At 72.5% G+C, this 26,173-nt stretch carries 32 protein-coding genes and 1 pseudogene; 12 read left to right on the forward strand and 21 right to left on the reverse strand.

Going from position 1 to position 26,173, the window contains the following annotated elements:
• Positions 1–2 precede the first annotated feature (2 nt).
• The 3 genes from O7616_RS02575 to O7616_RS02585 all read left to right on the forward strand — a co-directional run bounded on the left by O7616_RS02575 (position 3) and on the right by O7616_RS02585 (position 2,613).
• Positions 3–1,010, forward strand: a complete 1,008-nt coding sequence (locus O7616_RS02575) for a LacI family DNA-binding transcriptional regulator (RefSeq protein WP_282305444.1) — start codon at positions 3–5, stop codon at positions 1,008–1,010.
• A gap of 261 nt (positions 1,011–1,271) precedes the next feature.
• Positions 1,272–1,685, forward strand: coding sequence for a RidA family protein (locus O7616_RS02580; protein ID WP_282264288.1), 414 nt, complete (start codon positions 1,272–1,274; stop codon positions 1,683–1,685).
• Positions 1,686–1,716: 31 nt separating this feature from the next.
• A complete protein-coding gene (locus O7616_RS02585; RefSeq protein WP_282305445.1) occupies positions 1,717–2,613 on the forward strand; it encodes a GNAT family N-acetyltransferase in 897 nt (298 codons plus the stop codon).
• A gap of 95 nt (positions 2,614–2,708) precedes the next feature.
• Here O7616_RS02585 and O7616_RS02590 read toward each other — a convergent pair whose 3' ends face one another.
• Positions 2,709–3,224 carry an O-acetyl-ADP-ribose deacetylase gene (locus tag O7616_RS02590; protein ID WP_282305446.1) on the reverse strand — a complete coding sequence of 172 codons (516 nt, stop codon included), beginning with the start codon at positions 3,222–3,224 and terminating at the stop codon, positions 2,709–2,711.
• Between the two features lies 1 nt (position 3,225).
• Positions 3,226–4,017 (reverse strand): EI24 domain-containing protein, encoded by a 792-nt coding sequence (locus O7616_RS02595; RefSeq protein ID WP_282305447.1) that lies wholly within the window; start codon positions 4,015–4,017, stop codon positions 3,226–3,228.
• Positions 4,018–4,085: 68 nt separating this feature from the next.
• Between O7616_RS02595 and O7616_RS02600 the strand changes: the two genes are divergently transcribed.
• Positions 4,086–5,054 carry a YafY family protein gene (locus tag O7616_RS02600; protein ID WP_282305448.1) on the forward strand — a complete coding sequence of 323 codons (969 nt, stop codon included), beginning with the start codon at positions 4,086–4,088 and terminating at the stop codon, positions 5,052–5,054.
• Here the strand turns inward: O7616_RS02600 and O7616_RS02605 are convergent.
• The 6 genes from O7616_RS02605 to O7616_RS02630 all read right to left on the reverse strand — a co-directional run bounded on the left by O7616_RS02605 (position 5,045) and on the right by O7616_RS02630 (position 9,319).
• Complete coding sequence (locus O7616_RS02605) at positions 5,045–5,959, reverse strand: SDR family oxidoreductase (protein ID WP_282305449.1); 915 nt, start codon at positions 5,957–5,959, stop codon at positions 5,045–5,047. The genes O7616_RS02600 and O7616_RS02605 overlap by 10 nt on opposite strands.
• Before the next feature lie 53 nt (positions 5,960–6,012).
• Positions 6,013–6,750, reverse strand: a complete 738-nt coding sequence (locus O7616_RS02610; RefSeq protein WP_282305450.1) for an alanyl-tRNA editing protein — start codon at positions 6,748–6,750, stop codon at positions 6,013–6,015.
• An 11-nt stretch (positions 6,751–6,761) separates the two neighbouring features.
• Positions 6,762–7,649, reverse strand: coding sequence for an alpha/beta hydrolase (locus tag O7616_RS02615; RefSeq protein WP_282305451.1), 888 nt, complete (start codon positions 7,647–7,649; stop codon positions 6,762–6,764).
• Entirely contained in the window at positions 7,646–7,960 is a 315-nt protein-coding gene (locus O7616_RS02620; protein WP_088950380.1) for a DUF2516 family protein, read from the reverse strand. The genes O7616_RS02615 and O7616_RS02620 overlap by 4 nt, the downstream gene beginning before the upstream one ends.
• Positions 7,961–8,030: 70 nt before the next feature.
• Positions 8,031–8,690, reverse strand: coding sequence for a hypothetical protein (locus O7616_RS02625; RefSeq protein WP_282305452.1), 660 nt, complete (start codon positions 8,688–8,690; stop codon positions 8,031–8,033).
• Positions 8,687–9,319 (reverse strand): helix-turn-helix transcriptional regulator, encoded by a 633-nt coding sequence (locus tag O7616_RS02630; RefSeq protein ID WP_282305453.1) that lies wholly within the window; start codon positions 9,317–9,319, stop codon positions 8,687–8,689. Before O7616_RS02630 ends, O7616_RS02625 begins: the two co-directional genes overlap by 4 nt.
• 112 nt (positions 9,320–9,431) lie before the next feature.
• Between O7616_RS02630 and O7616_RS02635 the strand changes: the two genes are divergently transcribed.
• Positions 9,432–10,229, forward strand: a complete 798-nt coding sequence (locus O7616_RS02635; protein ID WP_282305454.1) for an alpha/beta hydrolase — start codon at positions 9,432–9,434, stop codon at positions 10,227–10,229.
• Positions 10,230–10,238: 9 nt separating this feature from the next.
• Here O7616_RS02635 and O7616_RS02640 read toward each other — a convergent pair whose 3' ends face one another.
• From O7616_RS02640 to O7616_RS02655, 4 genes are all read right to left on the reverse strand, one after another.
• Complete coding sequence (locus O7616_RS02640) at positions 10,239–11,198, reverse strand: asparaginase (RefSeq protein ID WP_282305455.1); 960 nt, start codon at positions 11,196–11,198, stop codon at positions 10,239–10,241.
• 94 nt (positions 11,199–11,292) lie between these two features.
• On the reverse strand, positions 11,293–12,120 hold the full coding sequence (locus tag O7616_RS02645; protein WP_282264275.1) for a 3-keto-5-aminohexanoate cleavage protein: 828 nt from the start codon (positions 12,118–12,120) through the stop codon (positions 11,293–11,295).
• A 23-nt stretch (positions 12,121–12,143) separates the two neighbouring features.
• The gene (locus O7616_RS02650) at positions 12,144–13,256 is read right to left on the reverse strand and encodes a folate-binding protein (protein ID WP_282264274.1); all 1,113 of its coding nucleotides are present in this window, start codon (positions 13,254–13,256) and stop codon (positions 12,144–12,146) included.
• Positions 13,253–13,681 (reverse strand): Fur family transcriptional regulator, encoded by a 429-nt coding sequence (locus tag O7616_RS02655; RefSeq protein WP_088987421.1) that lies wholly within the window; start codon positions 13,679–13,681, stop codon positions 13,253–13,255. Before O7616_RS02655 ends, O7616_RS02650 begins: the two co-directional genes overlap by 4 nt.
• 69 nt (positions 13,682–13,750) lie before the next feature.
• Here O7616_RS02655 and O7616_RS02660 point away from each other — a divergent pair, with 69 nt between their 5' ends.
• Positions 13,751–14,629, forward strand: coding sequence for an aminotransferase class IV (locus O7616_RS02660; RefSeq protein WP_282305456.1), 879 nt, complete (start codon positions 13,751–13,753; stop codon positions 14,627–14,629).
• A gap of 22 nt (positions 14,630–14,651) precedes the next feature.
• Here the strand turns inward: O7616_RS02660 and O7616_RS02665 are convergent, their stop codons facing one another.
• Together O7616_RS02665 and mtfM are read right to left on the reverse strand one after the other, a co-directional pair.
• On the reverse strand, positions 14,652–15,239 hold the full coding sequence (locus tag O7616_RS02665; RefSeq protein ID WP_282264271.1) for an FABP family protein: 588 nt from the start codon (positions 15,237–15,239) through the stop codon (positions 14,652–14,654).
• A gap of 55 nt (positions 15,240–15,294) precedes the next feature.
• The gene (mtfM, locus tag O7616_RS02670) at positions 15,295–15,399 is read right to left on the reverse strand and encodes a small membrane protein MtfM (protein ID WP_030327764.1); all 105 of its coding nucleotides are present in this window, start codon (positions 15,397–15,399) and stop codon (positions 15,295–15,297) included.
• 12 nt (positions 15,400–15,411) lie between these two features.
• On the opposite strand from mtfM, the gene O7616_RS02675 reads away from it, so the two are divergent.
• From O7616_RS02675 to O7616_RS02685, 3 genes are read left to right on the forward strand one after another with little or no spacing between them, the layout of a single operon-like run.
• The gene (locus O7616_RS02675; protein ID WP_088987418.1) at positions 15,412–15,786 is read left to right on the forward strand and encodes a DsrE family protein; all 375 of its coding nucleotides are present in this window, start codon (positions 15,412–15,414) and stop codon (positions 15,784–15,786) included.
• A 58-nt stretch (positions 15,787–15,844) separates the two neighbouring features.
• Complete coding sequence (locus O7616_RS02680; protein WP_282305457.1) at positions 15,845–16,225, forward strand: SCP2 sterol-binding domain-containing protein; 381 nt, start codon at positions 15,845–15,847, stop codon at positions 16,223–16,225.
• Positions 16,222–18,276: a glycogen debranching N-terminal domain-containing protein gene (locus O7616_RS02685; RefSeq protein ID WP_282305458.1), complete on the forward strand. Its 2,055-nt coding sequence runs from the start codon at positions 16,222–16,224 to the stop codon at positions 18,274–18,276. The genes O7616_RS02680 and O7616_RS02685 overlap by 4 nt, the downstream gene beginning before the upstream one ends.
• Positions 18,277–18,282: 6 nt before the next feature.
• On the opposite strand, the gene O7616_RS02690 is transcribed toward O7616_RS02685, so the two are convergent.
• The 7 genes and pseudogenes from O7616_RS02690 to O7616_RS02715 all read right to left on the reverse strand — a co-directional run bounded on the left by O7616_RS02690 (position 18,283) and on the right by O7616_RS02715 (position 23,111).
• Positions 18,283–19,146: a hypothetical protein gene (locus tag O7616_RS02690; protein ID WP_282305459.1), complete on the reverse strand. Its 864-nt coding sequence runs from the start codon at positions 19,144–19,146 to the stop codon at positions 18,283–18,285.
• A 134-nt stretch (positions 19,147–19,280) separates the two neighbouring features.
• A pseudogene (locus tag O7616_RS02695) lies at positions 19,281–19,406 on the reverse strand (transcriptional regulator); the annotation flags it as partial.
• A 203-nt stretch (positions 19,407–19,609) separates the two neighbouring features.
• Positions 19,610–19,930 carry a DUF1416 domain-containing protein gene (locus tag O7616_RS02700; protein ID WP_282264258.1) on the reverse strand — a complete coding sequence of 107 codons (321 nt, stop codon included), beginning with the start codon at positions 19,928–19,930 and terminating at the stop codon, positions 19,610–19,612.
• Positions 19,931–19,932: 2 nt separating this feature from the next.
• The gene (locus O7616_RS02705; RefSeq protein ID WP_282264257.1) at positions 19,933–20,781 is read right to left on the reverse strand and encodes a sulfurtransferase; all 849 of its coding nucleotides are present in this window, start codon (positions 20,779–20,781) and stop codon (positions 19,933–19,935) included.
• Between the two features lie 206 nt (positions 20,782–20,987).
• Positions 20,988–21,065, reverse strand: a complete 78-nt coding sequence (locus tag O7616_RS31115) for an Ms5788A family Cys-rich leader peptide (RefSeq protein WP_310503780.1) — start codon at positions 21,063–21,065, stop codon at positions 20,988–20,990.
• A gap of 94 nt (positions 21,066–21,159) precedes the next feature.
• Complete coding sequence (locus O7616_RS02710) at positions 21,160–21,948, reverse strand: DUF2993 domain-containing protein (RefSeq protein WP_282305460.1); 789 nt, start codon at positions 21,946–21,948, stop codon at positions 21,160–21,162.
• A 104-nt stretch (positions 21,949–22,052) separates the two neighbouring features.
• Entirely contained in the window at positions 22,053–23,111 is a 1,059-nt protein-coding gene (locus O7616_RS02715) for a hypothetical protein (RefSeq protein ID WP_282305461.1), read from the reverse strand.
• Between the two features lie 242 nt (positions 23,112–23,353).
• Here O7616_RS02715 and O7616_RS02720 point away from each other — a divergent pair, with 242 nt between their 5' ends.
• The 3 genes from O7616_RS02720 (at position 23,354) to mshD (ending at position 26,148) form a co-directional block, all read left to right on the forward strand.
• Positions 23,354–24,073, forward strand: a complete 720-nt coding sequence (locus O7616_RS02720) for a response regulator transcription factor (RefSeq protein WP_179781168.1) — start codon at positions 23,354–23,356, stop codon at positions 24,071–24,073.
• Positions 24,074–24,286: 213 nt separating this feature from the next.
• Positions 24,287–25,117 (forward strand): polysaccharide deacetylase family protein, encoded by an 831-nt coding sequence (locus O7616_RS02725; RefSeq protein ID WP_282305462.1) that lies wholly within the window; start codon positions 24,287–24,289, stop codon positions 25,115–25,117.
• Between the two features lie 104 nt (positions 25,118–25,221).
• Positions 25,222–26,148: a mycothiol synthase gene (gene mshD, locus O7616_RS02730; RefSeq protein WP_282305463.1), complete on the forward strand. Its 927-nt coding sequence runs from the start codon at positions 25,222–25,224 to the stop codon at positions 26,146–26,148.
• Positions 26,149–26,173 lie beyond the last annotated feature (25 nt).

The raw sequence follows: 26,173 nt of genomic DNA on the forward strand, positions 1-26,173 counted from the left end.
CGATGACGACGGCGCAGCGGCCGACGCTCGAAGCGGTGGCGGCGCGGGCCGGGGTGTCCCGCGCCACCGTGTCCCGGGTGGTCAACGGCTCCACCACCGTCGCCGAACCGATCCGGGAGGCGGTCACCCGGGCCGTCGCCGAGTTGGGGTACGTGCCCAACCTCGCCGCCCGCAGCCTGGTCACCCAACGCACCGACTCGATCGCCCTGGTCATGCCGGAGGCCGCCACCCGGGTCTTCTCCGACGACCAGGTCTTCCCCGGCATCATCCGTGGCGTCAGCCAGGAGTTGGAAGCCGCCGACAAGCAACTGGTGCTGATGCTCGCCGGTTCACCGGCCGGGCATCAACGGGTGGAGCGCTACACCACCGGCCGGCACGTCGACGGGGTGCTGTTCGCCTCGCTGCACGGCGCCGACCCGCTCCCCGGCACGCTGGCCCGACTCGGCATCCCGGTGGTGGTCAGCGGTCGGCCGCTCGGCGACGCGCCGGTGCCGTACGTCGACGTCGACCACGTGGCCGGGGTGACCGCAGCCGTCCGATACATGATCGACAGCGGTCGTCGGCGGATCGCCACCATCGCCGGGCCGCAGGACATGGTCGCCGGCATCGAACGGCTCAGCGGCTACCGCAGCGCGGTCGCCGACGCGGGGCTGCCCGAGTTGGTCGCCGTCGGCGACTTCACCCGGGAGTCCGGCTCCGCGGCGATGCGCCGCCTGCTCACCGAACACCCCGACCTGGACGGCGTCTTCGCCGCCTCCGACCTGATGGCGCACGCCGCCCTGCGTACGCTGCGCGAGGCCGGCCGGCGGGTGCCGGAGGACGTGGCGGTGATCGGCTTCGACGACATCGAGACCGCCGCCTACACCGAGCCGCCGCTGACCACCGTCCGGCAGCCCATCGTGGAACTCGGCCGCGCGATGACCCGCCAACTGCTCCGGCTGGCCGCCGGCGAGACCATCGAACAGGCGGTCATGCTCCCCACCGAGTTGATCCGCCGAGCCTCCGCCTGACCGCCGCCCCGCACCCCGCACCCACCCCCACCTCGCGCCCACGCGCCCACGCGTCCCAAAGCGCCCCACGCGCCCCACGCGCCCGCGCGCCCCACCGCCCCACGCGCCCGCGCGCCCACGCCAAGATCCGCGCAGCATCCGGGATGTTGCTGCCTCCCGGCGCCGCGAGGCAGCACTTTCCCCGAAGTTGCTGCCAGCCCTCGTGTGGCGCGGCGGGTTATTGCGTCGCAGCGGCGGCCGATCGTCGCTAGCCTCGCCGGCATGCCGGATCCTGTCGCGCTGCTGCACGTCCCCGCCCTCTCCGACGCCGCCGAGTACGCGTACGCCGCCACCGTGGAGTCACCCGCGCGGCTGGTCTTCACCGCGGGCGCGTGCCCGCTGGACGCCGAGGGGCGCACCGTCGCGCCGGGCGACCACGCCGCGCAGGCCCGGCAGGTGATGACCAACCTGTCCACCGCCCTCGACGCAGCCGGCGCCCGGCTGACCGACGTCGTGAAGACAACCGTCTACGTGGCGTCGTCGCGGCAGAAGGACCTGGTCACCGTCTGGGAGGTGGTGCGGGACTTCTTCGGCGACCACGATCCGCCCAGCACCCTGCTCGGGGTGGCCGTACTCGGCTACACCGACCAGCTCGTCGAGGTCGAGGCCGTCGCCGCCGTCCGGACGGGGGCCTGAGGTGCAGACGCCGTCCGGACGAGGGCCTGAGGTGCGCATCCGTGTGGCACAGCCGGACGACGCGCCGGGCGTGGTGGCGCTGCGGACGCTGGTCTACCCGTACCTGGTTCGCGGGGTCGAGTCGACCCGGAAGATGCTCGCCGAGCCACCACCCGAGGAGGGCTGGACGGCCTTCGTGGCCGAGGTCGACGCCCAGGTGGTCGGCTGGGTGTCGGCGCAGCGCGCCGGCTGGACGTCCACGCCGGACTTCGGTGAGCTGAACCTGCTGCACGTGCACCCGGAGCACCGGCGACGAGGCGTCGGCACGGCCCTGCTGACCGCCGCCACCGATCACCTCCGCCCGCTGGGAATCCGCCGGGTTCGCGCCATGGTCCTGCCCGACGGGCTTCCGTTCGCGCGTCGCCACGGCTACGAGCCGAGCCGCGAGGTGCGCTACTCGGCGCTCGACCTGAACACGACACCGGCACTACCCGAGCCGCCTCCGGGTGTACGGCTGCTTCCGATCGCCGACCTGGACCCGCGCCTGCTGTACGAGGCGGACGTGGCCGCGGCGGCCGACGAGCCGGGTGACGTGCCGGTCGACGCGATCAGCTACGAGAGTTGGCAGTACGACGTCTGGAACAGCCTCGGTCTGGACAAGGCGTCCAGCACGGTGGTCGAGGTGGACGGCGAGATCGCCGCGTTCAGTCTGGTCAAGCGGGACGGCGACCGGATGTGGTCGGACTTCACCGGCACCGTCCCGGCGTACCGGGGGCGAGGGCTGGCCCGACTGGCCAAGACGGCGGCGCTGCACCGGGCCGCCGCCGACGGGGTTCGGACCGCGTACACCTCGAACGACGAGGCGAACGGGCCGATGCTCGCGATCAACACCCGGCTTGGCTATCGACCGGTGGCCTCCCAGTGGACCTGCCTGACCGACCTGACCTGATCTTGCGGTGATCAAGTGATGAAAAGTAGGTCTGGGTGGCCCCTGGAAGCTACTTTTCATCACTTGATCGAGGCAGAAGCGGAGAGTGGGGCCGGTCAGGCGGCCTCGAAGACCTGTCGTGCCGTCGCGTGGGTATCCGCCCCGAACAGCACCAAGCGCGCCTCGGTGACGGCGGTCGGGGTGGCCGCGCGCAGCACGGTGAGGGCCTGGCGGACCGCGTCGTCGATCGGCCAGCCGTAGATACCCGCGGAGATCAGCGGAAACGCCACGGTGGCGGCCCCCAGTTCGTCGGCCACCCGCAGGCTGTTGGCGTAGCAGTCGCGCAGCAGCGCCGAGCGGTCCTCGGTGCCGGACCACACCGGTCCGACGGTGTGGATCACCCAGCGGGCCGGCAGCTCACCGGCAGTGGTCGCCACCGCCTGCCCGATCGGCAGCCCTCTGCCGTAGCGGGACGCCCGCAGCGCCCGGCACTCGGCCAGGATGGCCGGCCCGCCGCGCCGGTGGATGGCCCCGTCGACCCCGCCGCCACCGAGCAGGGACGAGTTGGCGGCATTGACGACGGCGTCCACCCGCTGGGTGGTGATGTCCCCCTCGACCAGGGTGATGTCCACGTCAGCTCTCCTGGATCGGCTGGCCGAGTGACCGGCGGGCCAGCAGGGTGGCACCGGCGACCGCCGCCGGCATGATCAGTACCGCGCCGAGCGGAATGAGGAAGCAGAGAAAGACGGCCACCCCGAAACCGAGCGACGTGGGGCGGTCGGCCTTCAGGATCGTCCGGCGCTGCGGCAGCCTCATCCCGCGCCGGTAGAACGGCGCCCCGACCAACTCCACGGCGAGGAACCAGCCGCCGACGGCCGCCCCGATGACCGGGACGACCGTCTGACCGACCACCGGGATGAAACCGGCGAGGAAGAGCGGAATCCCGACCAGTGCCGTGAGCGCCACCAGGCGTACCGAGTCGGCGGAGCTGCGGCGCAACGACGACCAGAAGGGCACGTCCACCGCGCCCGGCGTACCGCCGTACCGCTGCTCGACCTGCTCGGAGATCTTCTCGTAGAACGGGTCGCCGATGACCAGGGTGACGGCGGTGAAGCTGACCACCGCGAGCAGGCCGCCGAGCCCCAGGAAGGCCAGCCCGGCGACCACCCGGACCAGGCTGCGGCCGGTCTTCGACCAGTCGTCGGCGAACGGGGTGACCAGCGCGGCGAGGTCGTCCACGAAGTACACCAGGGTGGCGAACGCACCCACGAAGAGCGCACCGGAGATCAACGCCGGCACGATGCCGAGCAGCATCAACCCCGGGCTGCGCACATAGAGACCGAGCCCCCGCAGGAGCAGTCCCGCCCCGGCGAGAAAACGGCCGGCGGCCCCGGTGACCGGGCTGGCGATTCTGCTGGCGTCCACGATCGAGCAGCGTAGCGACCGATCCGGTCCGCCGCCGGGTGGCGAGCGTTACCAGGCAGGATGGGCGGGTGCGTGCCTCCCGACTGATCTCACTGCTGCTGCTGTTGCAGGCTCGCGGCGCGATGACGGCCGGCGAGCTGGCACGGGAGCTGGAGGTCTCCGAGCGGACCGTCTACCGGGACGTGTTGGCGCTCTCCGCCGCCGGTGTGCCGGTCTACGCCGACCGGGGCCGGGCCGGCGGTTACCGGTTGCTCGGCGGCTACCGCACCCGACTCACCGGGCTCACCCGGGACGAGGCGGAGGCGCTCTTCCTCGCCGGGCTGCCCGGACCGGCGGGCGACATGGGGCTCGCCGACGAGGTCGCCGCCGCCGAGTTGAAGGTGCTCGCCGCCCTGCCACCGGCCCTCCGGGACGCCCCGGCCCGGACCGGGCAGCGGTTCCACCTGGACGTGCCGGGTTGGTTCCGGGAGACGGCCCCACCGCCGTGCCTGAGCGAGCTGGCCCGCGCGGTCTGGCGGGACCGGGTGGTGGATTTACGCTACCGGCGCGGCGACCGGGAGGTGACCCGCCGGGTCCAGCCGTACGGGCTGGTGCTCAAGAGTGGGGCCTGGTATCTGGTCGGCCGGGTCGGCGACGACACCCGCACCTACCGGGTGGACCGGGTCACCGGTGTCGAGGTGGGCGAGGAGAGCTTCGACCGGGACGAGGGCTTCGACCTGGCCGGGCACTGGCGTGAGCAGGCCGGGTCGTTCCTGCGGACCATGCTGCGGACCGAGGTCGGCGTCCGGCTCAGCCCGGCGGGTCTGCGCCGGCTCCGGCACCTGGTCGATGCCCCCTTCGTGTACGACGAGGTCGTGGCCGCCGCCGGAGAACCCGACGGGCAGGGCTGGGTGGTGGCCCGGCTGCCCGTCGAGTCCGTCGAGGTGGCGTACCACCAACTGCTGGGGCTCGGCCCCGAGGTGGAGGTCCTCGACCCGCCCGCACTCCGACGGCTGTTCGTCGACGCGGCCGACCGGTTCCAGGCCCTCTACCGGTAGCCGGTCACGTCCGACGGTTTGCCCGCGTCGACCACCTCGGTGATGTAGCGGAAGCCCTCGGGTTGGCTGCCGTCGAGGTCGGTGAACCCGTACACCTTGGACAGCGTGCCGGCGTCGACGGACCGGCCGTTCCAGCGGGCCTTCTCCTCGTCGGCGGCGAGCGCGGCCACGGCCCGGCCGACGAACGCCGGGGTCTCCGAGATGAGGAAGTTCGGGTCGGTGGCTGCGCCGTCGCGCCAGTTGTCCTCGGTCACGCCGAAGTGCTCGAGCATCGCCTCGGAACGGATCCAGCCCGGGGTGAGCGCGACGGCCGTGCAGCCGTGCGGCTTCAGCTCGTGCGCCTGGCTGAAGGCGAGCCGGTTGACCGACACCTTGGCCAGGTCGTAGAAGATCGACAGCCGGTAGTTGTCGTCGTTGTACGCCTTGGTGCCGTCGCCCATCTCCACCACCAGGCCGCCGGGCTTGCGGATCAGCAGCGGCAGGGCGAAATGGCTGGTGATGATGTGGGTGTCGATGGCCAGTCGAAGGGTCCGGAAACCCGCGTCCAACGGCTGCTCCCACACCGGTTTCTCCCAGGTGACCAGCGGGTCACCACCCCAGATGTCGTTGACCAGCACGTCGAGTCGGCCCTGCTCGGCGTCGATCCGGGCGACGAGGTCGCGAACCTGTTCGGGCACCAGGTGGTCGACCTGGACGGCGATGCCCGTGCCTCCGGCCTCGGTGACCAGCTCGGCGGTCTCCTCGATGGTCTCCGGCCGGTCCATCTCCGAGCGCTTGGCCCGGGTGGTGCGGCCGGTGGCGTACACGGTGGCTCCGGCAGCCCCGAGTTGCACGGCGATCTGCCGTCCGGCGCCTCGCGTGGCACCGGCGACGAGCGCGATCTTTCCTGCGAGCGGTTGTGTCATACCGGCGAGGTTGTCAGCGATACCTGACAACCGCCGTCCGAATTACCGAACTGTCAGTCGACCAGGCGGACGCGGACCCGGCGGTTGGCCCGGCCCTTGCTCTCCACCTTGACCACCTGCACCTTGCCGATCTGGGCGGTGGACGCGACGTGGGTGCCACCGTCGGCCTGCACGTCCAGCCCGACGATGTCGACGATCCGGACCTCCTGCTCGTCCGGCGGGATCAGGTTGGACTGGGTGCGGATGATGTCCGGCAGCGCGAGCGCCTCGGTGCGTGGCAACACCCGCACGGCGACCGAACGGTCGGCGGCCACCTCGGCGTTGACGAGTTCTTCGATGCGGCTCTTGAAATCCGGCGGCACCTCGGGGAGGTTGAAATCCATCCGGGCCTCGCCAGGTTCCATCGAGTTGCCCGTCACGAGCGCGCCGAAGTCGCGGAACACCACACCGCAGAGCACGTGCAGCCCGGAGTGGGTACGCATCAGCCGGGTGCGACGCTCGTCCTCCAGCGCGCCGACGACCTCGGTGCCGACCGGCGGGAGCGGATCACCCTCGGCGGGGATCAGGTAGAGGTCGTCGCCCTTGCGGGTGCCGACGATCCGGGTCTGCACACCCTGCCACAGCAGCACGCCGTGGTCCGGCGGCTGACCACCGCCGCCCGGGTAGAAGGCGGAGCGGTCCAGGACGATGCCCTGCTCGGCGTCGGCGTGCAGGACCGTGCACGTCCATTCGTGCAGAGTCGGGTCGGCGAGGTCGAGCCGGTGTGTCCGGCCATGCTGTGTGACGCCCATGACAGGGCAGGTTACTCGTTGAGGAAGCCGGCGACGCGGTCCCGCAGGTCGGCGCGTTCCGACCAGAGGACGCCGGGCCGGTCGTACACGTGCAGGGTGGCCTGGGGTAGCGCGGCGGCGAGCCGCTCGGCGACCTCGACCGGGTGCAGGTCGTCGCCCGCGTTGGCGATCACCAGCGCCGGCGCGGTGACCGCCGCGAGGTCGGTGACGTCCCGCAGCGGCGTCTGTGCCGCGAGGTCGGCCAGGCTGCCGGCGAGCCCGTCGCGGAGCAGCTGGTCGAGTCGCTGCCGCAGGTACGCCCAGCCGGCGGGGGTGTTGCGCACCCCGGCGGGCAGCTCCAGGGTGACGACGTCGGCGACCGCCGAGGCGTCCCCGCTCTCCACCGCCTCCAGCAGGTCCGTGATCCGGTCCGCCGCCACCGGGCCACGCGGCTGGTCGAGCACCGCGGGTAGGAAGAAGACCAGCTTCTCGAAACGGTCCGGGCTCTCCCCGAGCAGGCGGCAGAGGGCACCGGCGCCGAGGCTCGCCCCGAACGCCCGGCTGGCGCCGCCCAGATCGGCTATCGCCCGAAGGTCGCGGGCCAGGTCGGTGTACGTCCACGGCCCGTCCGGCGCCTCGGAACGGCCGTGCCCGCGGAACTGGAAGAACACCTTGCGGCCGGTCACCCCACTGCCGAACGGACGGGTGGTGGCGATGCCGTTGCCCAGCCCGTGCGCGAACACGGTCACCGGGTCACCGGTGCCGGTGACCAGTCGTTCGAGCTGTACGCCGTGCGGGGTGGCGACCAGGTCGGTGTCCGGCTCGGGCAGAGCCGGACGGCCGGTACGCGGCCCACCCGGGCCGGGCCCCCAGGTGCGGGGCCCGCTGTCCGGTGGGGGCGGCCAGCGGAAACCTCTCACCAGAACCCTTTGCCGTCGCTGAGGTCGCGCAGGCCGACCCGAACGTCGAGCAGGTAGATGAGGCCGGCGGCGATGCCGATCAGTCCGAAGAGGCTGATCGGACCGAAGCCGAGCAGGGTCAGCACGAGGCAGACCGCCAGGATGGCGATCCAGCCACCCTTGGGAAGTGTCCCGATGGCGGGGAAGGCGTCGGAGCGCTGGGTGATCGCGTGCACCAGGGCGACGCCCTGAACGATCAGCGCGAAGACGAGCAGGATCAGCTCGATCACGTAGCGGACTTCGAACGCGAAGATCGGCGCGGCGTTGGCCATGCCGGCAAGCTTATGTCGAGGACCCCGGCTTCGTCCGACAAGGACGCCGCCGGGGTCGTCGACACTGCTACTACTCGGCGGCCGGACGGGTCCGCTTGGTGGCCCGGGGCAGCTTCGCCGACGGGGTGGCGGCCGGCTTGGCGGCCTTCGGAGCGCGGGTGGCCTTCTTGGCGGCGGCCGGCTTGGCCTCGGCGATCTCGGCCACGTCGGCCGGGGTCGGCACCTCGGCCGGGGCGGCAGCGGCGGTTGTCGGTGCGGTCTCCGCCGGGGTCACGGCCTGGGTGGCCTCGATGTCGGCGTTGACCGTGTCGGCGGCCTCGAGCACACCGGCGCCGACGACCCGCTCACCCCGGGCGACCAGCGCGCCGTACGCGGCGAAGGCCCGCTCCTGGGCGGCCTGGGCCCCGGCGACCACCATGGCGGCGTTGCGGGTCGCGGCGGCCCGCAGCTTGTCCAGGTCGGCGACCTCGCGCAGCTTCGCCAGGTCGGCGGCGTCGCGCAGCTTGGCCAGGTCGGCCGACTCTCGGAGCTTGGCCAGGTCCAGCTCGTTGGCCTTCTGGCGCAGCTCGTAGCCGGTCAGCACGGCCCGGCCACCCAGGTCGGCGACGACGCGGGTGCTGAGGACACCGACCACTGCCGGCAGCTTGCGCAACTGCTCGATGGCCAGCTCACCGGCGCCCGCGGCGGCGTAGATCGGGGCGGGGATGCGGTTGGTCTTCGGCTCGCTCATGACGTCTCCTCTTCGGCCGCCTCGGCGGCCTTGCGTGCCGCCGGACCGGCGGCCTTCTTCTCGGGGGTGTTGGTGCTGGTCGGGGCGGGTGCGGTGCCCGCCTCGGTGACGGCGACCGACTCGATCACGGCCTCGGTCGGGGTGCCGCCCGCGGTGGTGGGACCGGTGGCGGCCAGGTTCGCCAGGTCGGCCGGCTCGTCGCCGACGTCGGTCGGGGTGGTCGCCCCGGCCGTGGCGCCGGTGGGCCCGGTGCCACCGCCCTCGGCGGCGGCCTGGGCCTCGGCCAGCCGGGTGTTCTCCCGGCGGAACGTCTCGTAGATCTGGCTGAGGGACTGCTTCTGGGCCATCGTCAGGTCGGTGTCCACGGCGATGGCGGCGAGCACGCCGTGACCTTCCCTGTCGTCGAGCAGCCCGGCGCGCAGGTACATGGCCGGGGTGGAGACCCGCAGCGCGCTCGCCAGTTGCTGGAGCACCTCGGCGCTGGGCTTGCGCAGGCCGCGCTCGATCTGACTGAGGTACGGGTTGCTGACCCCGGCCTGCTCGGCGAGCTGCCGGAGCGAGATCTTGGCGTTGCGCCGCAGATCGCGGATGAACCCGCCGACGTCGGGAAGGTCCTTCGATGTGGCCATGACTGCGACGCTAACCGGCCGCGCTAGCTGTTGCAAGCAAAACGCTAGCCAGAGTTAGCAACGTCTCAGCATCACGGTTGCGCCCCGGCTCGCGGCTCCGTACGGTCCGTCCGTGCACAAGATCACAGTCAATGGAGCAAGCATCGCGTACGACGAGGCGGGCACCGGCTCGCCAGTCGTACTGCTGCACGCCGGCATCACCGACCGGCGGATGTGGCGGGGGCAGATCTCCGCGCTCGCCGCCCGCCACCGGGTCATCGTCCCGGACCTGCGCGGCTACGGAGACTCCGAGCTACCGCCGACGCCGTTCGCGCACCACGACGACGTGGCGGGGCTGCTGGACGCACTCGACCTGCCCCGGGCCGCCCTGGTCGGCTGCTCCTTCGGCGGGGCGGTCGCCATCGACACCGCGCTCGCCCACCCCGACCGGGTGAGTGCGCTCGCGCTGTTCGACACCGCTGTCTCCGGAAACGAGTGGTCCGACGAGGCGAACGACCTCTGGGACGACCTGGTCGGCGAGGTCGACCCCGACGACTTCGTCGCGGGCGCGGCCGGCGAGGTGCGGTTCTGGGTGGTCGGCCCGGGTCGTCAGCCGGCCGACGTCGACCCCGCGCTCATCGCGTTCGCGCAGGAGATGGACCAGCGCGCGCTCGCCGCCGAGTCGGCGCTCGGCGCGGTCGAGGTCGGCGAACTGACACCGCCGGCCATCGGTCGCCTCGGCGAGCTGAAGGTGCCGGTCCTGGTCAGCGCAGGCGCGGCGGACGTGCCGGACATCCGCCGGCTCGCCGACCGGATCGCCGCCGAGGTCCCCGGCGCGGTACGACTGCCGGACATTCCGGACGCCGGGCACCTGTTGCCGCTGGAGCGCCCGGAGCCCGTCAACGCCGCCCTACTCGACTTCCTGAGCTGACCCGCCGGCTCACCAGAGCGGGCGGACCGCCCCCACCGGAACTCCGCCGCCGAAGAGCGGCACCTCGGCGTACTCGGTCAGCACCGGTGCGTCCACGCCGAGCCGGCGCAGCGCGGAGACCAGCACCGGCATCCGCGCCCGGTCGGCGCCGTCGTCGATCTTCAGTGCGACGGCGCCGACACCCGGCACGGCCACCGCGATCACCCCCTCGGCACCGACCTTTGCCAGCAGGCCCGGAACGCCGCGCATCAGCCGGGTGTCATCGGCCTGGGTGCCACCGACGATCTCCGGGTACGCGCGCATGGCGTCGGCCACGGTCCGCGGCACCGAGCCGGGCTCGGCGTCGACCAACCGGAGGAACGCCCCGGCCAACCCGGTCAGCGACACGGCGAGCACCGGCGCGCCGCAGCCGTCGACCCCCACCGCCGCGGCCTGCTCACCGGTGAACTCCTCGATGGCCGCCCGCAACCGTTGTTGGAGCGGGTGCTCCGGCCGCCAGTACCCCTCCAGCGGCCAACCCGCGGCCTCGCAGGTCAGCAGCATCCCGCTGTGCTTGCCGGAGCAGTTCATCTGCACCCGGGTGGGGCCGCCCCCGGCGCGCAGCACCGCCTCCCGGGCCGCCGCGCCCACCGGCAGGTCGGGCGGACAGTGCAGGGCCGCGGCGTCCAACCCGGCCCGCTCCAGCAGTGCGCCGACCCGGGCCAGGTGGAAGTCCTCACCGGCGTGACTCGCCGCGACCAGCGCCACGTCGGCCGGGTCGGTCAACGGCAGGCCGGCGCGGAGCATCCCGATCGCCTGCATCGGCTTGCTCGCCGAGCGGGGGAAGATCGGCGAGGTCACGTCCCCGGCGGACGCCACCACGGCGCCGTCGGCGTCGAGCACCACCACCGAGCCGCGGTGCGCACCCTCCACGAACCCGGAACGGACCACCTCGGCGAGCGGGTCGCCACCCTCGTACGTCTTCGTCACGGGCTGGACGGTACCGACGGTCCCGGGGTGCCCGTCGGCAGGGTGACCTGGTGGTCCACCGCCCGGGTGACAGGAGCGCGGGGCGGGTCCGGCCTTACAACCCGAGCAGCTCGCGAGCCTCGGCGGTGGTCAACGGCGGACGCTGGGCGAGCTGGGCGAAACCCACCGCGCGGGCGACCAGTTGCATGTTCGACTCCACCGGGCGGCCCTTGGCGTACGTCACGGTGTCCTCCATGCCGACCCGCAGGTGCCCGCCCGTCGACAGCGAGGCCAGCATGACCGGAATCGTGCTGCGGCCGATGCCGGTGGCCGAGAAGGTGGTGCCCTCGGGCAGGTCCCGCAGCATCCGGTGGGCCGCCACCAGTGTCTCGGTGGTGCCCGGCATGCCTCCCGGCACACCCATCACGAAGTCGACGTGCACGTGCCCGCCGGCCGGCAGCCCGTACTTGCCGAGGAGACGCTGCAACGCGGACAGGTGACCGAGGTCGAAGATCTCGTACTCCGGCACGATCCCGCGCTCCTGCATCCGGGTGTGCAGGTCGACGATGAACTCCCACCGGTTGAGGAAGACGTCGTCGCCGAAGTTGACAGTGCCCATCGTGCAGGAGGCCATGTCCGGTCGGGCGTCGAGGACGGCCAGCCGGGCGGCCTCCGGGTCGGTCACCGCACCACCGGAGGAGAGCTGCACGATCAGGTCGGTGCCGTCCCGCAACGCCGCCACCGTGTCGGCCAGGCGCACCGGGTCGAGGGTCGGCCGCGCCTCGTCGTCACGGATGTGGACGTGGATCACGGAAGCGCCGAGCGCCTCGCACTCCTTGGCGGTGAGCAGCAGCTCGTCGAGGGTCACCGGCAGCGCCGGCACCTCCGCCTTGGCCGACTCAGCGCCGGTCGGGGCCACCGTGATCAACGTCCCTGTCGTCATGCCGGCGATCCTAGACGCCCGGGTCAGGACGGGTCGATCGCCGCCGCCGTCTCGCCGACCAGCAGCGCCGCGTCGTCCGGCACGTTCCGCTTGACCACAGCGAGCGCCACCTGACCCAGCTCGTGGTGCAGCACGGCGGTGCCGACGAAGCCGACCGCCCGGCCGTCGAGCATCACCGGCGTACCGGCCGCGGGCGGTTGGTCGGTGGTCACCCCGTCCAGATGCAGCAGTACGAGGCGACGCGGCGGTCGGCCCATGTTGTGCACCCGCGCCACCGTCTCCTGCCCCCGGTAGCAACCCTTGTCCAAGTGCACGGCGGGACCGATCAGGTCGACCTCGGCCGGGATCGTCCGGTGGTCGGTGTCCACCCCGACCCGAGGTCGGCGGGCGGCCACCCGGATCGCCTCGTACGCCCAGAGCCCCGCGACCGGCACCCCGGCACCCCGCAACTCCGCCACCACCTGGTCCATCGCCGAGCGGGGCACCAGCAGGTCCACCCCGAGCGGAACCCGTCGGGCCCAGCCACCGGTGGGCAGCGGCTTCACGTCGTACCGGACGCTCGCCCGCTGCGGCACGGCACCGTGGGCGAACTTCGGACCCGGCACCGCGACCAGGTCCGGCTCGGCCAGCCCGGTCACGCCGAGCGTGCCCAGAGCCTCCGTCGCCGCCGGCCCGACCAGCGACAGCAACGCCCGCTCCGCGGTCGCGTCGCGCGGCTCGACCTTGCTGAAGAACCGCATCTTCTGCAGGTAGGCCAGCAGGCCCTCGGTCGCCCCCGGCTCGGTGTCCAGCCAGGCGGTCTCGCCGTCCTCGGCGACCACTGCGTGCTGCTCGATGTGGCCGTGCGGGGACAGCACCAGCAACTCGGTGCCCTCACCGGCGGCCAGCGCGGTCAGGTGCTGCGAGGTGACGGTGTGCAGCCAGCTCGCCCGCTCCTCCCCGGGCACCGCGACGACCCCCCGGTGCGACCTGTCGACCAGGCCGACGGCGGTGTCGAGGGTGCGCTGCTCACGCAACGGGTCGCCGTAGTGGGCGGCCACCCCCCGCACCCCGGCAGCGACGTGCGCCGCGTCCGGCTGATCACGGCTGGCCTCGTCGATGCTCTCGACGGCCACCGCACCCGCGATGTCGATCATTTGTCGTCCCCGTTCTCGCAGCGTACGCAGACGCCGAAGAGTGACACGTGCCCGATGTCCACCCGGAACCCCCGCTGCGTGGCCAACTGGTCGGCGAGCGGGCGCAGCATCTCCGGATCGATCTCGTCGATCGCGCCACACTCCCGACAGACCAGGTGGACGTGTTGGTGCTCACCCGCCGCGTGATAGGTCGGCGAGCCGTGCGACAGGTGGGTGTGGGTGACCAGGCCGAGCCGTTCCAGCAGTTCGAGTGTGCGGTAGATGGTGGTGATGTTGACGCCGGCGGCGACCTCCCGCACGGCGGTGTGCACCTGCTCCGGGCTGGCGTGCCCCAGATCGAGCACCGCCTGGAGGACGAGCTGCCGTTGGGGCGTCAGCCGCAGCCCACGGGCCCGCAGCATTTCCGCGAGGGAGGATTCGGACACGGTCCGATCATAGTTCGGCAATCGCTGCGACCCCCTGCGAGCGGCCCGTCGCCGCTACGCTCGGCGGTCATGGTGACGTCGTCCGCCGGAAACGCCCCGGCCTCTCCGAGCACCCGGATCGCCGTGCTCGGTCGGGGCCTGATCGCTGCCGACGAGCCCGTGCTCCGCGGCGACGACCTGGGGGTCCTGCGCGGCGACGGGCTCTTCGAGTCAATGCATCTGCGCGAGGGCCGGCCATGGCTGCGCGACGAGCACCTGGCCCGGATGACCACCGCCGCGGCGGCCGTCGAGCTGGACCTGCCCCCCACCGACGCCCTCGTCGACCTGCTCGACACGGTACGCACGGGCTGGCCCGTCCAGGTGGAGGGCGCGCTGCGGCTGGTCTGCACCCGAGGCTCCGAGGCCGGCGGCCCACCGACCGTCTACGCCACGTTGAGCGAGGTGCCGGCGTCGTCTCGGGCGGCGCGCCGCACCGGGATCACCGTGGCGATCCTGCCGCTGGGCGTGCCCGCCGACTCGCGTACCGGCCTCGACTGGTTGCCGGCCGGCATCAAGTCCACCTCGTACGCGGTCAACAGCGCCGCCCGCCGCTGGGCGCACCGGGCCGGGGTGGACGACGTGCTCTGGGTCTCCTCGGACGGGTACGCCCTGGAAGGGCCGATCGCGAACGTGGTGTGGCTCACCGGAGACACGCTCTGCACGGTGCCGGCCGCCACCACCGGCATCCTGCCCGGCACGACCGTGGCGTGGCTGCTCGCCCACGCCCACGAGTTGGGCCTGGGCGCCGCCGAACGGATGGTCACGCCGACCGAGCTGCACGACGCCGACGGGGTGTGGTTCAGCTCCTCGGTACGCGGGCTCGTCGAGGTCCGGACGCTGGACGGGGTGCGCCGGGACCACTGCCCGCGCACCCCCGCCCTGCAAGCCCTGCTGGGTTTCCCCGTCTAGCCTGCCGGGTTTCCCCGGCTGGTCAGCCGCCGACCCGGACGAGCCGGGCGGAGAGGTGCGGGCTGAGCCCGTGCCCCATGGCGGCCATCTCCTGGGCGTAGAGCAGCGCGCCCTCGACGATGCCGAAGAGCCGGTGACCGCCGGTGACCTCCTTGGCGGTCGGGGTCCGGACCACCGCGTCGGTGGCGAACTCGACCTGCGTGCCGGTGCGCTTGCCCAGGTGCAACTCCATCACCCCGGTCGGCGTGGTGAGCACCGCCTCCAGCTCATCGGTCGCTCGCCCGTCCACCAGCACCGGCCGCCACCAGCCGACCTCCCGACCGGCCGGGCGGACCGGCTTGCTCTGCTCGTCCAGGATCCAGGCACGGGACTCGTAGTGCAGGAACGGCCGCCCGTCGTGGCTGATCCGGATCTCCTGGGCGTAGTCGAAGTCCTCGATGGTGGGGAAACCGCCCTTGCCCCGGCCACGCCACAGCCCGATGTAGGGCAGCAGGCCGTCCAGGGCGGGGTGCAGCTTCGGCCCGACCCGCAGGTCGAAACTCTCCTCGAACGGGTACTCCTCGACCGGCGGCGCGTTCAGCCACGGCGGCTGCAGCGGATTCTCGCTCACCGAGCCGTCTCCGTTCGCGACTGCGGGGCTCGCAACCCCGGCTCACTCCTCGCGCTCACCAGCGTCCTCTCGAAATGCGTACGGCAAGGTAGACCAGGCCACCGGCGAGCCCGCCCAGGCCCGCGACCAACAGGCTGACAAACCCGATCTCGGTAACCATCCCGACCATCCTATGCTGGGCCACATGGCCCGCACTCTCGTCGTCAAGGCCACCGCGGGGGCGGACGCCCCGGAGCGGTGCGCGCAGGCGTTCACTGTCGCCGCGACGGCTGTCGCGGCCGGGGTGGACGTGTCGCTCTGGCTGACCGGTGAATCGACCTGGTTCGCGGTGCCCGGTCGCGCCCAACAGTTCGAGCTGCCGCACTCCGCGCCTCTGGCCGAGCTGTTGCACGTCATCCTGACCAGTGGCCGGGTGACCGCCTGCACCCAGTGCGCGGCCCGACGGGAGATCGGCCCGGACGACGTGCTGCCCGGGGTCCGGATCGCGGGTGCCGCTGTCTTCGTCGAGGAGGCGATGACCGAAGGCGCTCAGGCGTTGGTCTACTGAGCATCCTCGGAGTGCCGATACCGACCCGACATCTCGGGCGACTGCCTACGATTCGGATGTGACCGAGGCGGCGGAGAGGTTCTTCGAATCACTGCCGGCGCGCGCCCCCGACGTCCTGGTCGGCCTGCCCGAGGGGACCCTCCAGATCGACCTCGGCAGCGACCACCGGACCGAGCACTGGCTGGTCCGGATGGGACCGGGTTCGGTGCAGGTCACGCGCGAGCGCGGCCCGGCCGACGCCATCTGGTACAGCAGCGAGGCTCTCTTCGACCGGCTGATCAGCGGTGCGGCCCAGGGTGTCGCGGCCGTGCTGCGCAACGAGAGCACGTTCAGCGGGAACGTGGTGCTCTTCCTCGCCTTCCGCCGGTTCTTCCCGAGCCCGCCCGGCACCCGCGACCCCCGCGAGACGGCGCGCAGAGCAGCCGGACGACCGGCGTGAGGAACCTCGTCAGCATCCTGGACGGCAACACCTTCCTGGTCAGCGATCACCGGGGGGACATCGAACCGTCCCACGACTTCCCCACCGGGTTGTTCTCCTTCGACACCCGCTTCCTGTCCAAGTGGATCCTCACCCTCGACGGCCAGCGGCTGCACGCCCTCTCCACGGACGACGGCGAGTCGTACCGCACCAAGTTCTTCCTCGCCCCCGGCGAGCCCACGCACTACCTCGACGCGAAGGCGTCGGTGATCCGCAGCCGGGCCATCGTGGGCAGCTTCGAGGAGGAGCTGACCGTGCTGAACCACACCGGCACGGAGGTCGAGTTCACCGTCCGGATCGACGTCGAGGCCGACTTCGCCGACCTGTTCGAGATCAAGGACTCCCGCCGGAAGCGCGGTGCGACCACGATCACGGTCTCCGACGACGAACTTCGACTCAGCTACCGGCGAGAGGCGTTCCACCGGGAGACGACCGTCACGACCACCGCGCCGGCGCAGGTCGACGCCGACGGGTTGACCTTCCGCATCCGGATCGCCAGCAACAGCAGGTGGACCACCCGGCTGCACGTGTCCAGCGTGGTCTACGGGGCGCGCGGTGAGGACATCCGGGCGACCCTCCCGTACGGGGGCAGCCGCAGCGCGGACGCGATCCGGGCCGAGCAGCAGGAGCTGATCGACCGGGCACCGAAGCTCGGCTGCGACTGTGAGCCACTCGCCGGTGCGTACCGGCGCAGCCTCAACGACCTGGCCGCACTGCGCTACGAGTCGATCGCCCTGGGCGTGCGGCTGATCGCCGCCGGGCTGCCCTGGTTCATGACGTTGTTCGGGCGGGACAGCATCATCACGTCGTTGCAGGTGCTGCCGTTCCTGCCGGAGCTGGTCCCGCCGACCATCCTGATGCTGGCCGGCCTGCAGGGGCAGCGGGTGGACGACTTCCGGGACGAGGAGCCCGGCAAGATCCTGCACGAGCTGCGGTACGGGGAGACCGCCGGCTTCGAGGAGCAGCCGCACTCGCCGTACTACGGGTCGGCCGACTCGACACCGCTGTTCGTCATCCTGGTCGACGAGTACGAGCGTTGGACGGGTGACGACGCGCTGGTCCGCCGACTGGAGCCGCAGGTCCGCGCGGCGTTGAGGTGGATCGACACGTACGGCGACCTGCTCGGCACCGGTTACCTCTGGTATCAGACCCGCAACCCGGAGACCGGTCTGCAGAACCAGTGCTGGAAGGACTCCTGGGACGCCATCTCCTACGCCGACGGTCGGCTGCCCGGCTTCCCCCGGGCGACCTGCGAGTTGCAGGGGTACGCGTACGACGCGAAGATCCGGGCCGCCCGGCTGGCCCGGACCTTCTGGAACGACCCGGCGTACGCCGACCGGTTGGAGCGGGAGGCCGCCGATCTCAAGCGGCGGTTCGACCGCGACTTCTGGATCGCCGACCGCGGCTACTACGCGCTCGCGCTGGACGCCGACGGGCGGCAGGTGGACGCGCTGACCTCGAACATCGGGCACCTGTTGTGGAGCGGCATCGTGGACGAGTCCCGCGCCGGCAAGGTGGTCGAACAGCTGCTCGGGCCGCGTCTGTTCTCCGGGTGGGGCGTGCGGACGCTCGCCGAGGACGAGGGGCGGTACAACCCGATCGGCTACCACGTGGGCACCGTGTGGCCGTTCGACAACTCGATCATCGCGTGGGGTCTGTGGCGGTACGGCTACCGGAAGGAGGCCGGGCTGATCTGCGACACGATGCTGGCGGCGTCCCGGTACTTCGATGGACGGCTGCCGGAGGCGTTCGCCGGCTACGCCCGTGACCTCACCGACTACCCGGTGGAGTACCCGACCGCGTGCAGCCCGCAGGCCTGGTCGACCGGCACCCCACTACTGCTGCTGCGGGTGATGCTCGGGTTGGACCCGCAGGGCGAGCACCTGATCATCGACCCGGCCGTGCCGCCGGGGATGGGCCGCGTCGAGCTGCTGAACATCCCCGGCCGGTGGGGCATGGTGGACGCGTTGGGCCGCAGCCACGAACCGGCGGATCAGCCGCAGGGCGACTGACTCGACTCAGTCCGGGCAGCCGACGGTGGCGGCCACCCGGGTGGCGTCCGGGCCGACCTCGGCCAGCACCGTGACCTGGCCGGTGCGGTACGCGTACACCGGTGGTTCGTCCAGCAGGGGGGCGCCCCCGGCCAGCGGGGCGAGCGCGGCCGGCGAGGCGGTCGAGCCGGGACCACCCGCCGAGCGCACGGTGTGGGCCGAACCGCCGCCCGGGCAGGGCGCGCTGACCAGCTCGGGCGTCGCGTCGCCCGGCCCGCCGAGCACCCCCAGCGCCGCAGTCAACGCGGCGGCCTCCGGGCCGGTAGCGGCGGCCGGGGACGGCGCGTAGCCCGAGCCGACCGGCCGGCAACCGGTGTCGACGACCAGTCGGACCTGACCGTCCGCGGTCGGTCGCCCCTCGACGGCCACGAACTCACCGGCGTCGGCGTAGAGCTCCGGGCCGTTCAGCCCGGACCCGACCCGAGCGCGCCAGTCAGCCGGCAGTCGCTCGGCGATCCCGGCCAACACGGCCCGTTCGGTGCCGGTGGGCGCGAGCACGCCCACGTCCCGGCGCAGCCTCGCCCCGTCGGCGAACGGGGTGACCCGGCAGCCCTCCGCGACCCGCGCCGCACCCAGGTCGAGCAGACCGGCCGTCCCCGCCGCGCGGACCAGCTCGCCGACCGCCCGGTCGACCACCGGGCCGGCCTGGTCGAGGGAGCGCTGCTCGCGCACGGTCGGCGGGTCGTCGCGGACCGATGTCCAGGTGAGCACCGCCAGCACCACGGCCCAGGCCGCCGTCGCAACCAGCAGCCACCGCCGCCACGGCCGGGCCGGCACCGGCGCCACCGGACCACCCGAAGAGGTCCAACCCGTCTGGACAGCACTGCTCACCCGGCCATGGTGTCACGCCCGCGCCGCCGAGCCGGCAGCGGAGGCGCGGCCCGACCTCGGGCGGCGGCCAGAGGTCAGGCGGGCTGCGACGGCTCCTGCGGCGGCCTCGGCGGTGCGGCCGGCGTCGGGCCGGGCGGCGACGGGAACAACATCGCCCGCAACTCGGCCAGGTCCGGGCAGCTCACCACCTGACCGAACCCGTCCAGTCGTCGGAGCACCCGCTCGACCATGGCGGCATCCGCGCTGACGCACACGACCATCGGAACGTTCTCACCGGACGTGCCGCCGCCACTCGCACCAACCTCGACATCCACCAGTAGATAGTGACGCATGCCGATTGGTTTCACTGGTCCGCCGGGCACGGAGTGACGCTGGAACCACTCCGGGTCACCGGCGTCTCGAAAAACGACCCGAGGCCGGCCACCCACAAGGGGTGACCGGCCCCGGTCGATCAGAGCGTGGGTCAGGCGACGGTGACGGCAACCTCGTTGATGCCCCGGCCGGCGGTGACGGCGGTGTCGCCGTTGCCGTGCCGGGACAGCGCCCGCAGCGTCCACGAGCCCGGCGCGGCGAAGAACCGGAACTGACCGGCGGTCGAGGTCACCACCTCGGCGGTGAACTCACCGGTCGAGTCGAGCAGCCGGACGTACGCCCCCGGCACCGGCTCGTCGTCAGCGGCGCGGACGATCCCGGTGATGACGGTCTCCTTCTCCAGGTCCAGGCTGGCCGGCAGCGGCGCGGCCTGGTCAGGTGCGGCGCAACCGGCCGCGATGGGAAGCGTCATGATCACGCCTCCCCGGGTTCGTCGCCGAGCGCGACCGGCACACCGACCAGCGAGCCGTACTCGGTCCAGGAGCCGTCGTAGTTCTTGACGTTGCGGTGACCCAGCAGCTCCTGGAGCACGAACCAGGTGTGCGAGGAGCGCTCACCGATGCGGCAGTAGGCGATGGTCTCCTTGCTGTCGTCGAGCCCCGCGTCGCCGTAGATCTTGCGCAGCTCGTCGTCGGACCGGAACGTGCCGTCCTCGTTGGCCGCCTTGGACCACGGAACGCTGATCGCGGTGGGGATGTGGCCGGCCCGCTGCGCCTGCTCCTGCGGCAGGTGGGCGGGGGCGAGCAACCGACCGGCGAACTCGTCGGGGCTGCGCACGTCGACCAGGTTCTTGGTGCCGATCGCGGCGACGACCTCGTCGCGGAACGCCCGGATGGAGGTGTCCGGCTCCTGCGCGACGTACTGCGTCGCCGGGCGGGTCACCGAGTCGGTGACCAGCGGACGGGCGTCCAGCTCCCACTTCTTGCGACCGCCGTCGAGCAGCTTCACGTCGCCGTGGCCGTAGAGCTTGAAGTACCAGTACGCGTACGCGGCGAACCAGTTGTTGTTGCCGCCGTAGAGGATGACGGTGTCGTCGTTGCTGATGCCCCGCTCGGAGAGCAGCGCCTCGAACTGGGACTTGTTGACGAAGTCCCGGCGGACCTGGTCCTGCAGGTCGGTCTTCCAGTCAATCTTGATGGCGCCGGCGATGTGGCCGGTCTCGTAGGCCGAGGTGTCCTCGTCGACCTCGACGAAGACGACGCCCGGGGCGTCGAGGTTCTTCTCGGCCCACTCGGCCGAAACGAGTGCGGTGTCGCGACTCATCGAATCACTCCCTGGTGAGGATGGATGGTGAGCCAACGCGCGAGTTTCGATGGTTTCAACTGTCGCACCACGCGCGGGACCCAGCGGAAGGACGGGATCACGGGTTCGTGCGACGGCGCCGCTGCCGGGCGTTCGGTGGGATGACCGGAGGGTTGGAGAACCCCGTGCCGGTGGCCGCCGTCAGGCGGCCGGAGACAGCCCCGCCGTCAGATGACGGGGCGACACAGGCAGGTGGCCACGCGGCACAGGTCGACCGCGCGCCGTTTGGTGAGGTGGGTCCCCATGGTCAGCGAGCCTACCAGTCAGTGACCGTGCTGCCACTCAGCCGACCACCATCCGGGATCGACCGAATGGTGGAGGACGGCGCTGACCGGGAAGTCAGCCGACGGAATTGATGGGTACGTCCTTCGCGTCGACGGTGACCGCCAGCCCTTCCGGCAGCGGTCGAACCTCCCGCACGGTCAACTGGAACGGCAGGTCAGGCAGGGGTACGTCGATGGAGATGCCCTTGGCGTAGTTGTTCACCAGGGCGCGGGCCAACGGCAGGTTCGGCAGACCGGCCGCGTCCAGGTCGTTGAAGCGCAGGGCGACCGCGCCGTTGTCGGCGACCGTGACGTCGGCGGTGCCGGCGACGGTCAGCTTCTGACTGAGGATGTCGACGGGTGCGGTGACGGCGAGCTTGCCGTTCTGCTCGCCGAGCTTGAGCCCGGGGCGGTTCAGCAGGGCGGCGAGGCTGTCGTAGCTGATGGTGCCGGCGCCGTTGACGGTGTCCGCGACGATGTCCCCCTGACCGGTGCGCAGGGTGTCCAGCGAGGCCCGCACGTTGCGGGCGGTCACGTCCAGCACCGGCAACTGCACGGCGTCACCTTCGACCGACGTCCGCACGTCCCGCAGGTTGATGGTGATCCGCTGGTAGCGGCCGTCGAGCACCTGGGTGAGGAACGGTGTGCCGGCCACCTCGACGTCGGGCGTGGCGGCCTGGGCGCCCTGCTTGGCGATCTCCTGACCGACCCGGTCGGCGATGGTCCGCTCGGCCACCCCGACCGCCACCCGGTCGGCGACCACCAGCAACCCGGCCACCACCAGGAGCAGGACGATCAGGCCGATGAGCAGTTTGCGGCCGCGCCGTCGGGGACGTGCCCCGCCCGCCGGATAGTCCTCCGCCACGCCGCCTCCCGTCTTCGCCCGCCGCGCCGCGACGGATCGTCCACACCGGTGCCGCAGCGCGGCGCACCCGTAGGTACCCGACCGGCCCCGGGCTCAACCGTGACTCAGAGCAGGAGCATGCACATGGCGTACGCGGCAGGAGCCGCCAGGGCGAAACCACCGAGCGGACCCTGCATGTGCCGGGCCGCCCACATGGTGGGCGGTTCCCCGGCCATCAGCCGGCCCGCCTCCGCGTACCCCACGGCGAGGTCGGCGAGCACGGCGGTGACCGCCGCGACCAGGCCGATCACGGCGGCCCGCGTCGGCGTGAAGGGAGCCACCAGGTAGCTGCCCAGAAGCGCGCTGGTCAGCGTGCCGACCATCGCGCCGGCCACCACGCCGGCGGCGCCGCGCGGCACCTGCGGGGCCAGCCGGGGCCACGGCAGCACGGCGTCGGTGAGCCGGGCGATGGTCAGCGCGACGCCGCTCGCCGACAGGCAGACGGTGATCGCCTGGGTGCCGGCCGGGATCCGGCTGAGCACGATGAGGGTGCCGAACGCCACGACCCCGACCACGATGAGCAGCGTCGCACCGAGGGAGTCGGTGACCCGGACGCGGTCGACGCGGCGGACCAGCTGGCCGAGCACCGCGGCGACGAACCCGCCGACGGCCAGGTAGCCCAGCGGCGCGAGCCCGGCGATGTCGGTCTGCACCGCGGCGACGTCGGCTAGTGCCGCGACCCCGGCGCTGATCCCGGCGACGACCAGCAGCGCGGGGGGGCGCATGGCCATCGTCCAGGCGAGCACGAAGAGCAACTGGACGCCGAAGATGATGAAGGCGAACGGGAGCCGGTGGCCGGGGCCGGACGTCTGCGCGCCGAGCACCAGACCGACGCCGAGCAGCGCGGCGAAGCCGGCGATGGTCAACGAGAGCTGCCGGTGCACCTCGACCGGGGGTACGACCTCCTCCTCCGGCTCGTCCACCTCGTCCTCGGATCGGCGGGCCGGCTCGCCGGAGCGGCGGGCCCGGCGGGGACCGCCCCGTTCACGGCGGTCACCATCGGTGGCGGCCGGACCGGTGCGCGGCGCGGGCGGGTTGCCGCGGGTCGCTGCGGCGGCCGGGCCCGGGTGGGGCTCGGCGGGCCACGAGTCGCGGCCGGCCTCGGGCGAGGTGGAGGGAAACACGACCCGATCGTGCCAGACCGACCGCCCGACACGGTGGTCCCGGGTTTCGGTAACGTTAAAAACTGCTCCACGATCAGGGGCAAGGTAGACAAACAGGAAATGGCCTGAGGGCACGGCCGAGGCGATCCGCTACGCTCAAGCTCGTTACCCGCCCGTCAGCGACGCCGGGGCCACGCAATTTCTCAGCGCACTCCTCCGTGGGTGTGTCTGGTCGCGTGCGGCCGAGCGCCGCCGGGACGGAGGTGATCGTGGAGATCCTGTTGCTGGTGACCGCGCGCGCAGGCGAACCGTCGGCTGTGCTGCCGGCACTCGACCTGCTGCCGCACTCGGTCCGCACCGCGCCACGTGACGTACGCACCCTGGTCGCGGGCCCCAGCCCGGACGCGGTTCTGGTGGACGCCCGGTCGGAGTTGAGCGAGGCCCGGGCGACGTGCCGGATGCTGCACGCCACCGGGCTCGGCGTGCCGCTGGTCGCGGTGGTGACCGAGGCCGGCCTGATCGCGCTGAACGCCGACTGGGGCGTCGACGACGTCATCCTCGCCTCGGCCGGTCCCGCCGAGGTGGAGGCGCGGTTGCGGTTGGCGGTCGGCCGCCTGAGCAACGCGACGGCCGGCGCCGGTGGCTCGATCCGGGCCGGCGAGCTGACCATCGATCCCGACACGTACGCGGCCAAGCTCAAGGGTCGCCCGCTCGACCTCACCTACAAGGAGTTCGAGCTGCTGAAGTTCCTGGCCCAGCACCCCGGCCGGGTCTTCACCCGGGACCAACTCCTGCGCGAGGTCTGGGGCTACGACTACTTCGGCGGCACCCGCACCGTCGACGTGCACGTCCGGCGACTGCGCGCCAAGCTCGGCTCCGAGTACGAGTCGATGATCGGCACCGTTCGCCAGGTCGGCTACAAGTTCGTCGTCCCGCCGTCGCGGTCGCTGCCCGAGGCGGAGCACGCGCCCCTGCCCGTCTGACCGGCACCCTGCCCGTCCGCCCCCGGAAGCCACGCCTTCAATTTCCTGTATGCCCTTTTTGCGCAGCTTGGCGGTTCTATTCTGACTGCCGGGTTTGCCGGAGAAAGGGGCCACGGTGCGCGCAGTCACCACGGGGGCGACGGGTCGGCCTGGCCGGCCGGCCGGGCGGAAGCCGTGACGCGGGGCAGTTCGACAGCGAAGGCGACGGGGATCGTGACGCTGGTGCTGGCGGCACTGCTCGGCTCGGCGTACGCGCTGGGCCGGAGCCTCGTCCTGGACCCGAGCCCTCGGCACCCCCCCGACGTGACCACGAACGCCGACGCGCCGCACTACGCCGACCAGCCCAGCGACGGCGACCCGGACAGCGCGCCGCGCCCCGACGGCAGCACCGGCCCGGCCGAGACCGGCCAGGACGGTTCGGGCCGCGACGCGGGCGGCGACAAGCTGTTCGGCGCCCACGAGACCACCGGCTCTCCCCGCCTCGCGCTGACCTTCGACGACGGGCCGGACCCCCGGTACACCCCGCAGGTCCTCGCTACGCTGCGCGAGTTCGACGTGCGGGCCACGTTCTGCGTCGTCGGGGAGAACGCCCAGAACCATCCCGATCTGATCCAGGCGATCGTCGACGACGGACACACCCTGTGCAACCACTCGTGGCACCACGACGTCGGCCTGGGCGCCCGGTCGGCCGACGCGATCCGCGCCGACCTGCTGCGCACCAACGACGCGATCCGGGCGGCGGTGCCGAACGCGCCGATCGTCTGGTACCGCCAGCCGGGCGGCGCCTGGACGTACCCGGTGGTGTCGGTGGCGCGGCAGCTCGGCATGACCCCGCTGCACTGGTCGGTCGACCCGTCGGACTGGGACCTGCCCGGCGCCGCCAAGATCACTGCGACGGTGGTGACCCAGGCCGCGCCCGGCTCGGTGGTGCTGCTGCACGACGCCGGCGGCGACCGACAGGGCACGGTGGACGCCCTGCGCCGGATCCTGCCCGACCTGACCGCGCGTTTCGAGCTGGAGGCGCTGCCCACCGATCCGACCTGACCGCGCGTCACGAGTTGGAGGCGCCGCCCACCGATCCGACCTGATCCGCAGCTTTGCGCGGCGACGGTCCGGGCGGCACGACACGCAACGGATACGGTGACTGGATGAGCAGCGCGGAGCCGACCAGCGACCAGGTGACCCGGACCGACCGACTGGCACCGGGGGAGATCGCCGACGTGCTGGCCCTGGCCGGCACCGCGGCCGACACCGACGGCGCGAGCCCGCTCGACGAGCACGTCCTGCTCCGACTGCGCGATCCGGACGCCCCGGCGCTGCACCTGATCGCCCGCGCCGACGACGGCACCCTGACCGGGTACGCACACCTGGACACCACCGACCCGGTCGGCGGGATCGGAGTCGAGCTGGTGGTGCACCCCGCGTACCGGCGGCGGGGCACCGGTCGCGCGTTGGCCCGGGGCGTACTCGCGTCGGCCACCGGGCCGCTGCGGGCGTGGGCGCACGGCGACCACCCGTCGGCGGCGGCGCTCGGCGTCGACCTCGGCTTCACCCGCGCACGGGTGCTGTGGCAACTGCGCCGGTCCCTGGCCGCCCCGCTCGGTGAACCGCGCCTTCCCGACGGGGTCGCGCTGCGCGCGTTCCGGCCCGGGGCGGACGACGCGGCCTGGCTGACCCTCAACTCGCGCGCCTTCGCCGAGCACCCCGAGCAGGGGCGCTGGACCTCGGACGACCTGCGGGTCCGGCTGGCCGAGCCCTGGTTCGACCCGGAGGGCTTCCTGCTCGCCGAGGAGACCGGGACCGGTCGGTTGCTCGGCTTCCACTGGACCAAGGTGCACGAACGCCCGGGCTCGGCCCGGATCGGCGAGGTGTACGTGCTGGGGGTCGAGCCGACCGCGCACGGTGGCGGGCTCGGCCGGGCGCTGACCACGGCCGGGCTGGCGTACCTGCGGGACAGGCGTGGCCTGGACCGCGTGATGCTCTACGTGGACGAGTCGAACACCGGTGCCGTCGCACTCTACGAGCGGATGGGATTCGCCCGCTGGTCCGCGCACATCAACTACCACCTGGGCTGACCCACCGAGCCGGGTCACCGGCGAG

The sequence above is a fragment of the Micromonospora sp. WMMD964 genome (assembly GCF_029581455.1).
Lineage (GTDB): Bacteria > Actinomycetota > Actinomycetes > Mycobacteriales > Micromonosporaceae > Micromonospora.

Coding starts and splice junctions, on each gene's coding strand:
- O7616_RS02575 (WP_282305444.1), top strand. CDS start 3: ATGACGACGGCGCAGCGGCCGACGCTCGAAGCGGTGGCGGCGCGGGCC.
- O7616_RS02580 (WP_282264288.1), top strand. CDS start 1,272: ATGCCGGATCCTGTCGCGCTGCTGCACGTCCCCGCCCTCTCCGACGCC.
- O7616_RS02605 (WP_282305449.1), bottom strand. CDS start 5,959: ATGACACAACCGCTCGCAGGAAAGATCGCGCTCGTCGCCGGTGCCACG.
- O7616_RS02610 (WP_282305450.1), bottom strand. CDS start 6,750: ATGGGCGTCACACAGCATGGCCGGACACACCGGCTCGACCTCGCCGAC.
- O7616_RS02620 (WP_088950380.1), bottom strand. CDS start 7,960: ATGGCCAACGCCGCGCCGATCTTCGCGTTCGAAGTCCGCTACGTGATC.
- O7616_RS02625 (WP_282305452.1), bottom strand. CDS start 8,690: ATGAGCGAGCCGAAGACCAACCGCATCCCCGCCCCGATCTACGCCGCC.
- O7616_RS02630 (WP_282305453.1), bottom strand. CDS start 9,319: ATGGCCACATCGAAGGACCTTCCCGACGTCGGCGGGTTCATCCGCGAT.
- O7616_RS02645 (WP_282264275.1), bottom strand. CDS start 12,120: ATGACGACAGGGACGTTGATCACGGTGGCCCCGACCGGCGCTGAGTCG.
- O7616_RS02650 (WP_282264274.1), bottom strand. CDS start 13,256: ATGATCGACATCGCGGGTGCGGTGGCCGTCGAGAGCATCGACGAGGCC.
- O7616_RS02660 (WP_282305456.1), top strand. CDS start 13,751: ATGGTGACGTCGTCCGCCGGAAACGCCCCGGCCTCTCCGAGCACCCGG.
- mtfM (WP_030327764.1), bottom strand. CDS start 15,399: ATGGTTACCGAGATCGGGTTTGTCAGCCTGTTGGTCGCGGGCCTGGGC.
- O7616_RS02675 (WP_088987418.1), top strand. CDS start 15,412: ATGCTGGGCCACATGGCCCGCACTCTCGTCGTCAAGGCCACCGCGGGG.
- O7616_RS02700 (WP_282264258.1), bottom strand. CDS start 19,930: ATGACGCTTCCCATCGCGGCCGGTTGCGCCGCACCTGACCAGGCCGCG.
- O7616_RS02705 (WP_282264257.1), bottom strand. CDS start 20,781: ATGAGTCGCGACACCGCACTCGTTTCGGCCGAGTGGGCCGAGAAGAAC.
- O7616_RS31115 (WP_310503780.1), bottom strand. CDS start 21,065: ATGGGGACCCACCTCACCAAACGGCGCGCGGTCGACCTGTGCCGCGTG.
- mshD (WP_282305463.1), top strand. CDS start 25,222: ATGAGCAGCGCGGAGCCGACCAGCGACCAGGTGACCCGGACCGACCGA.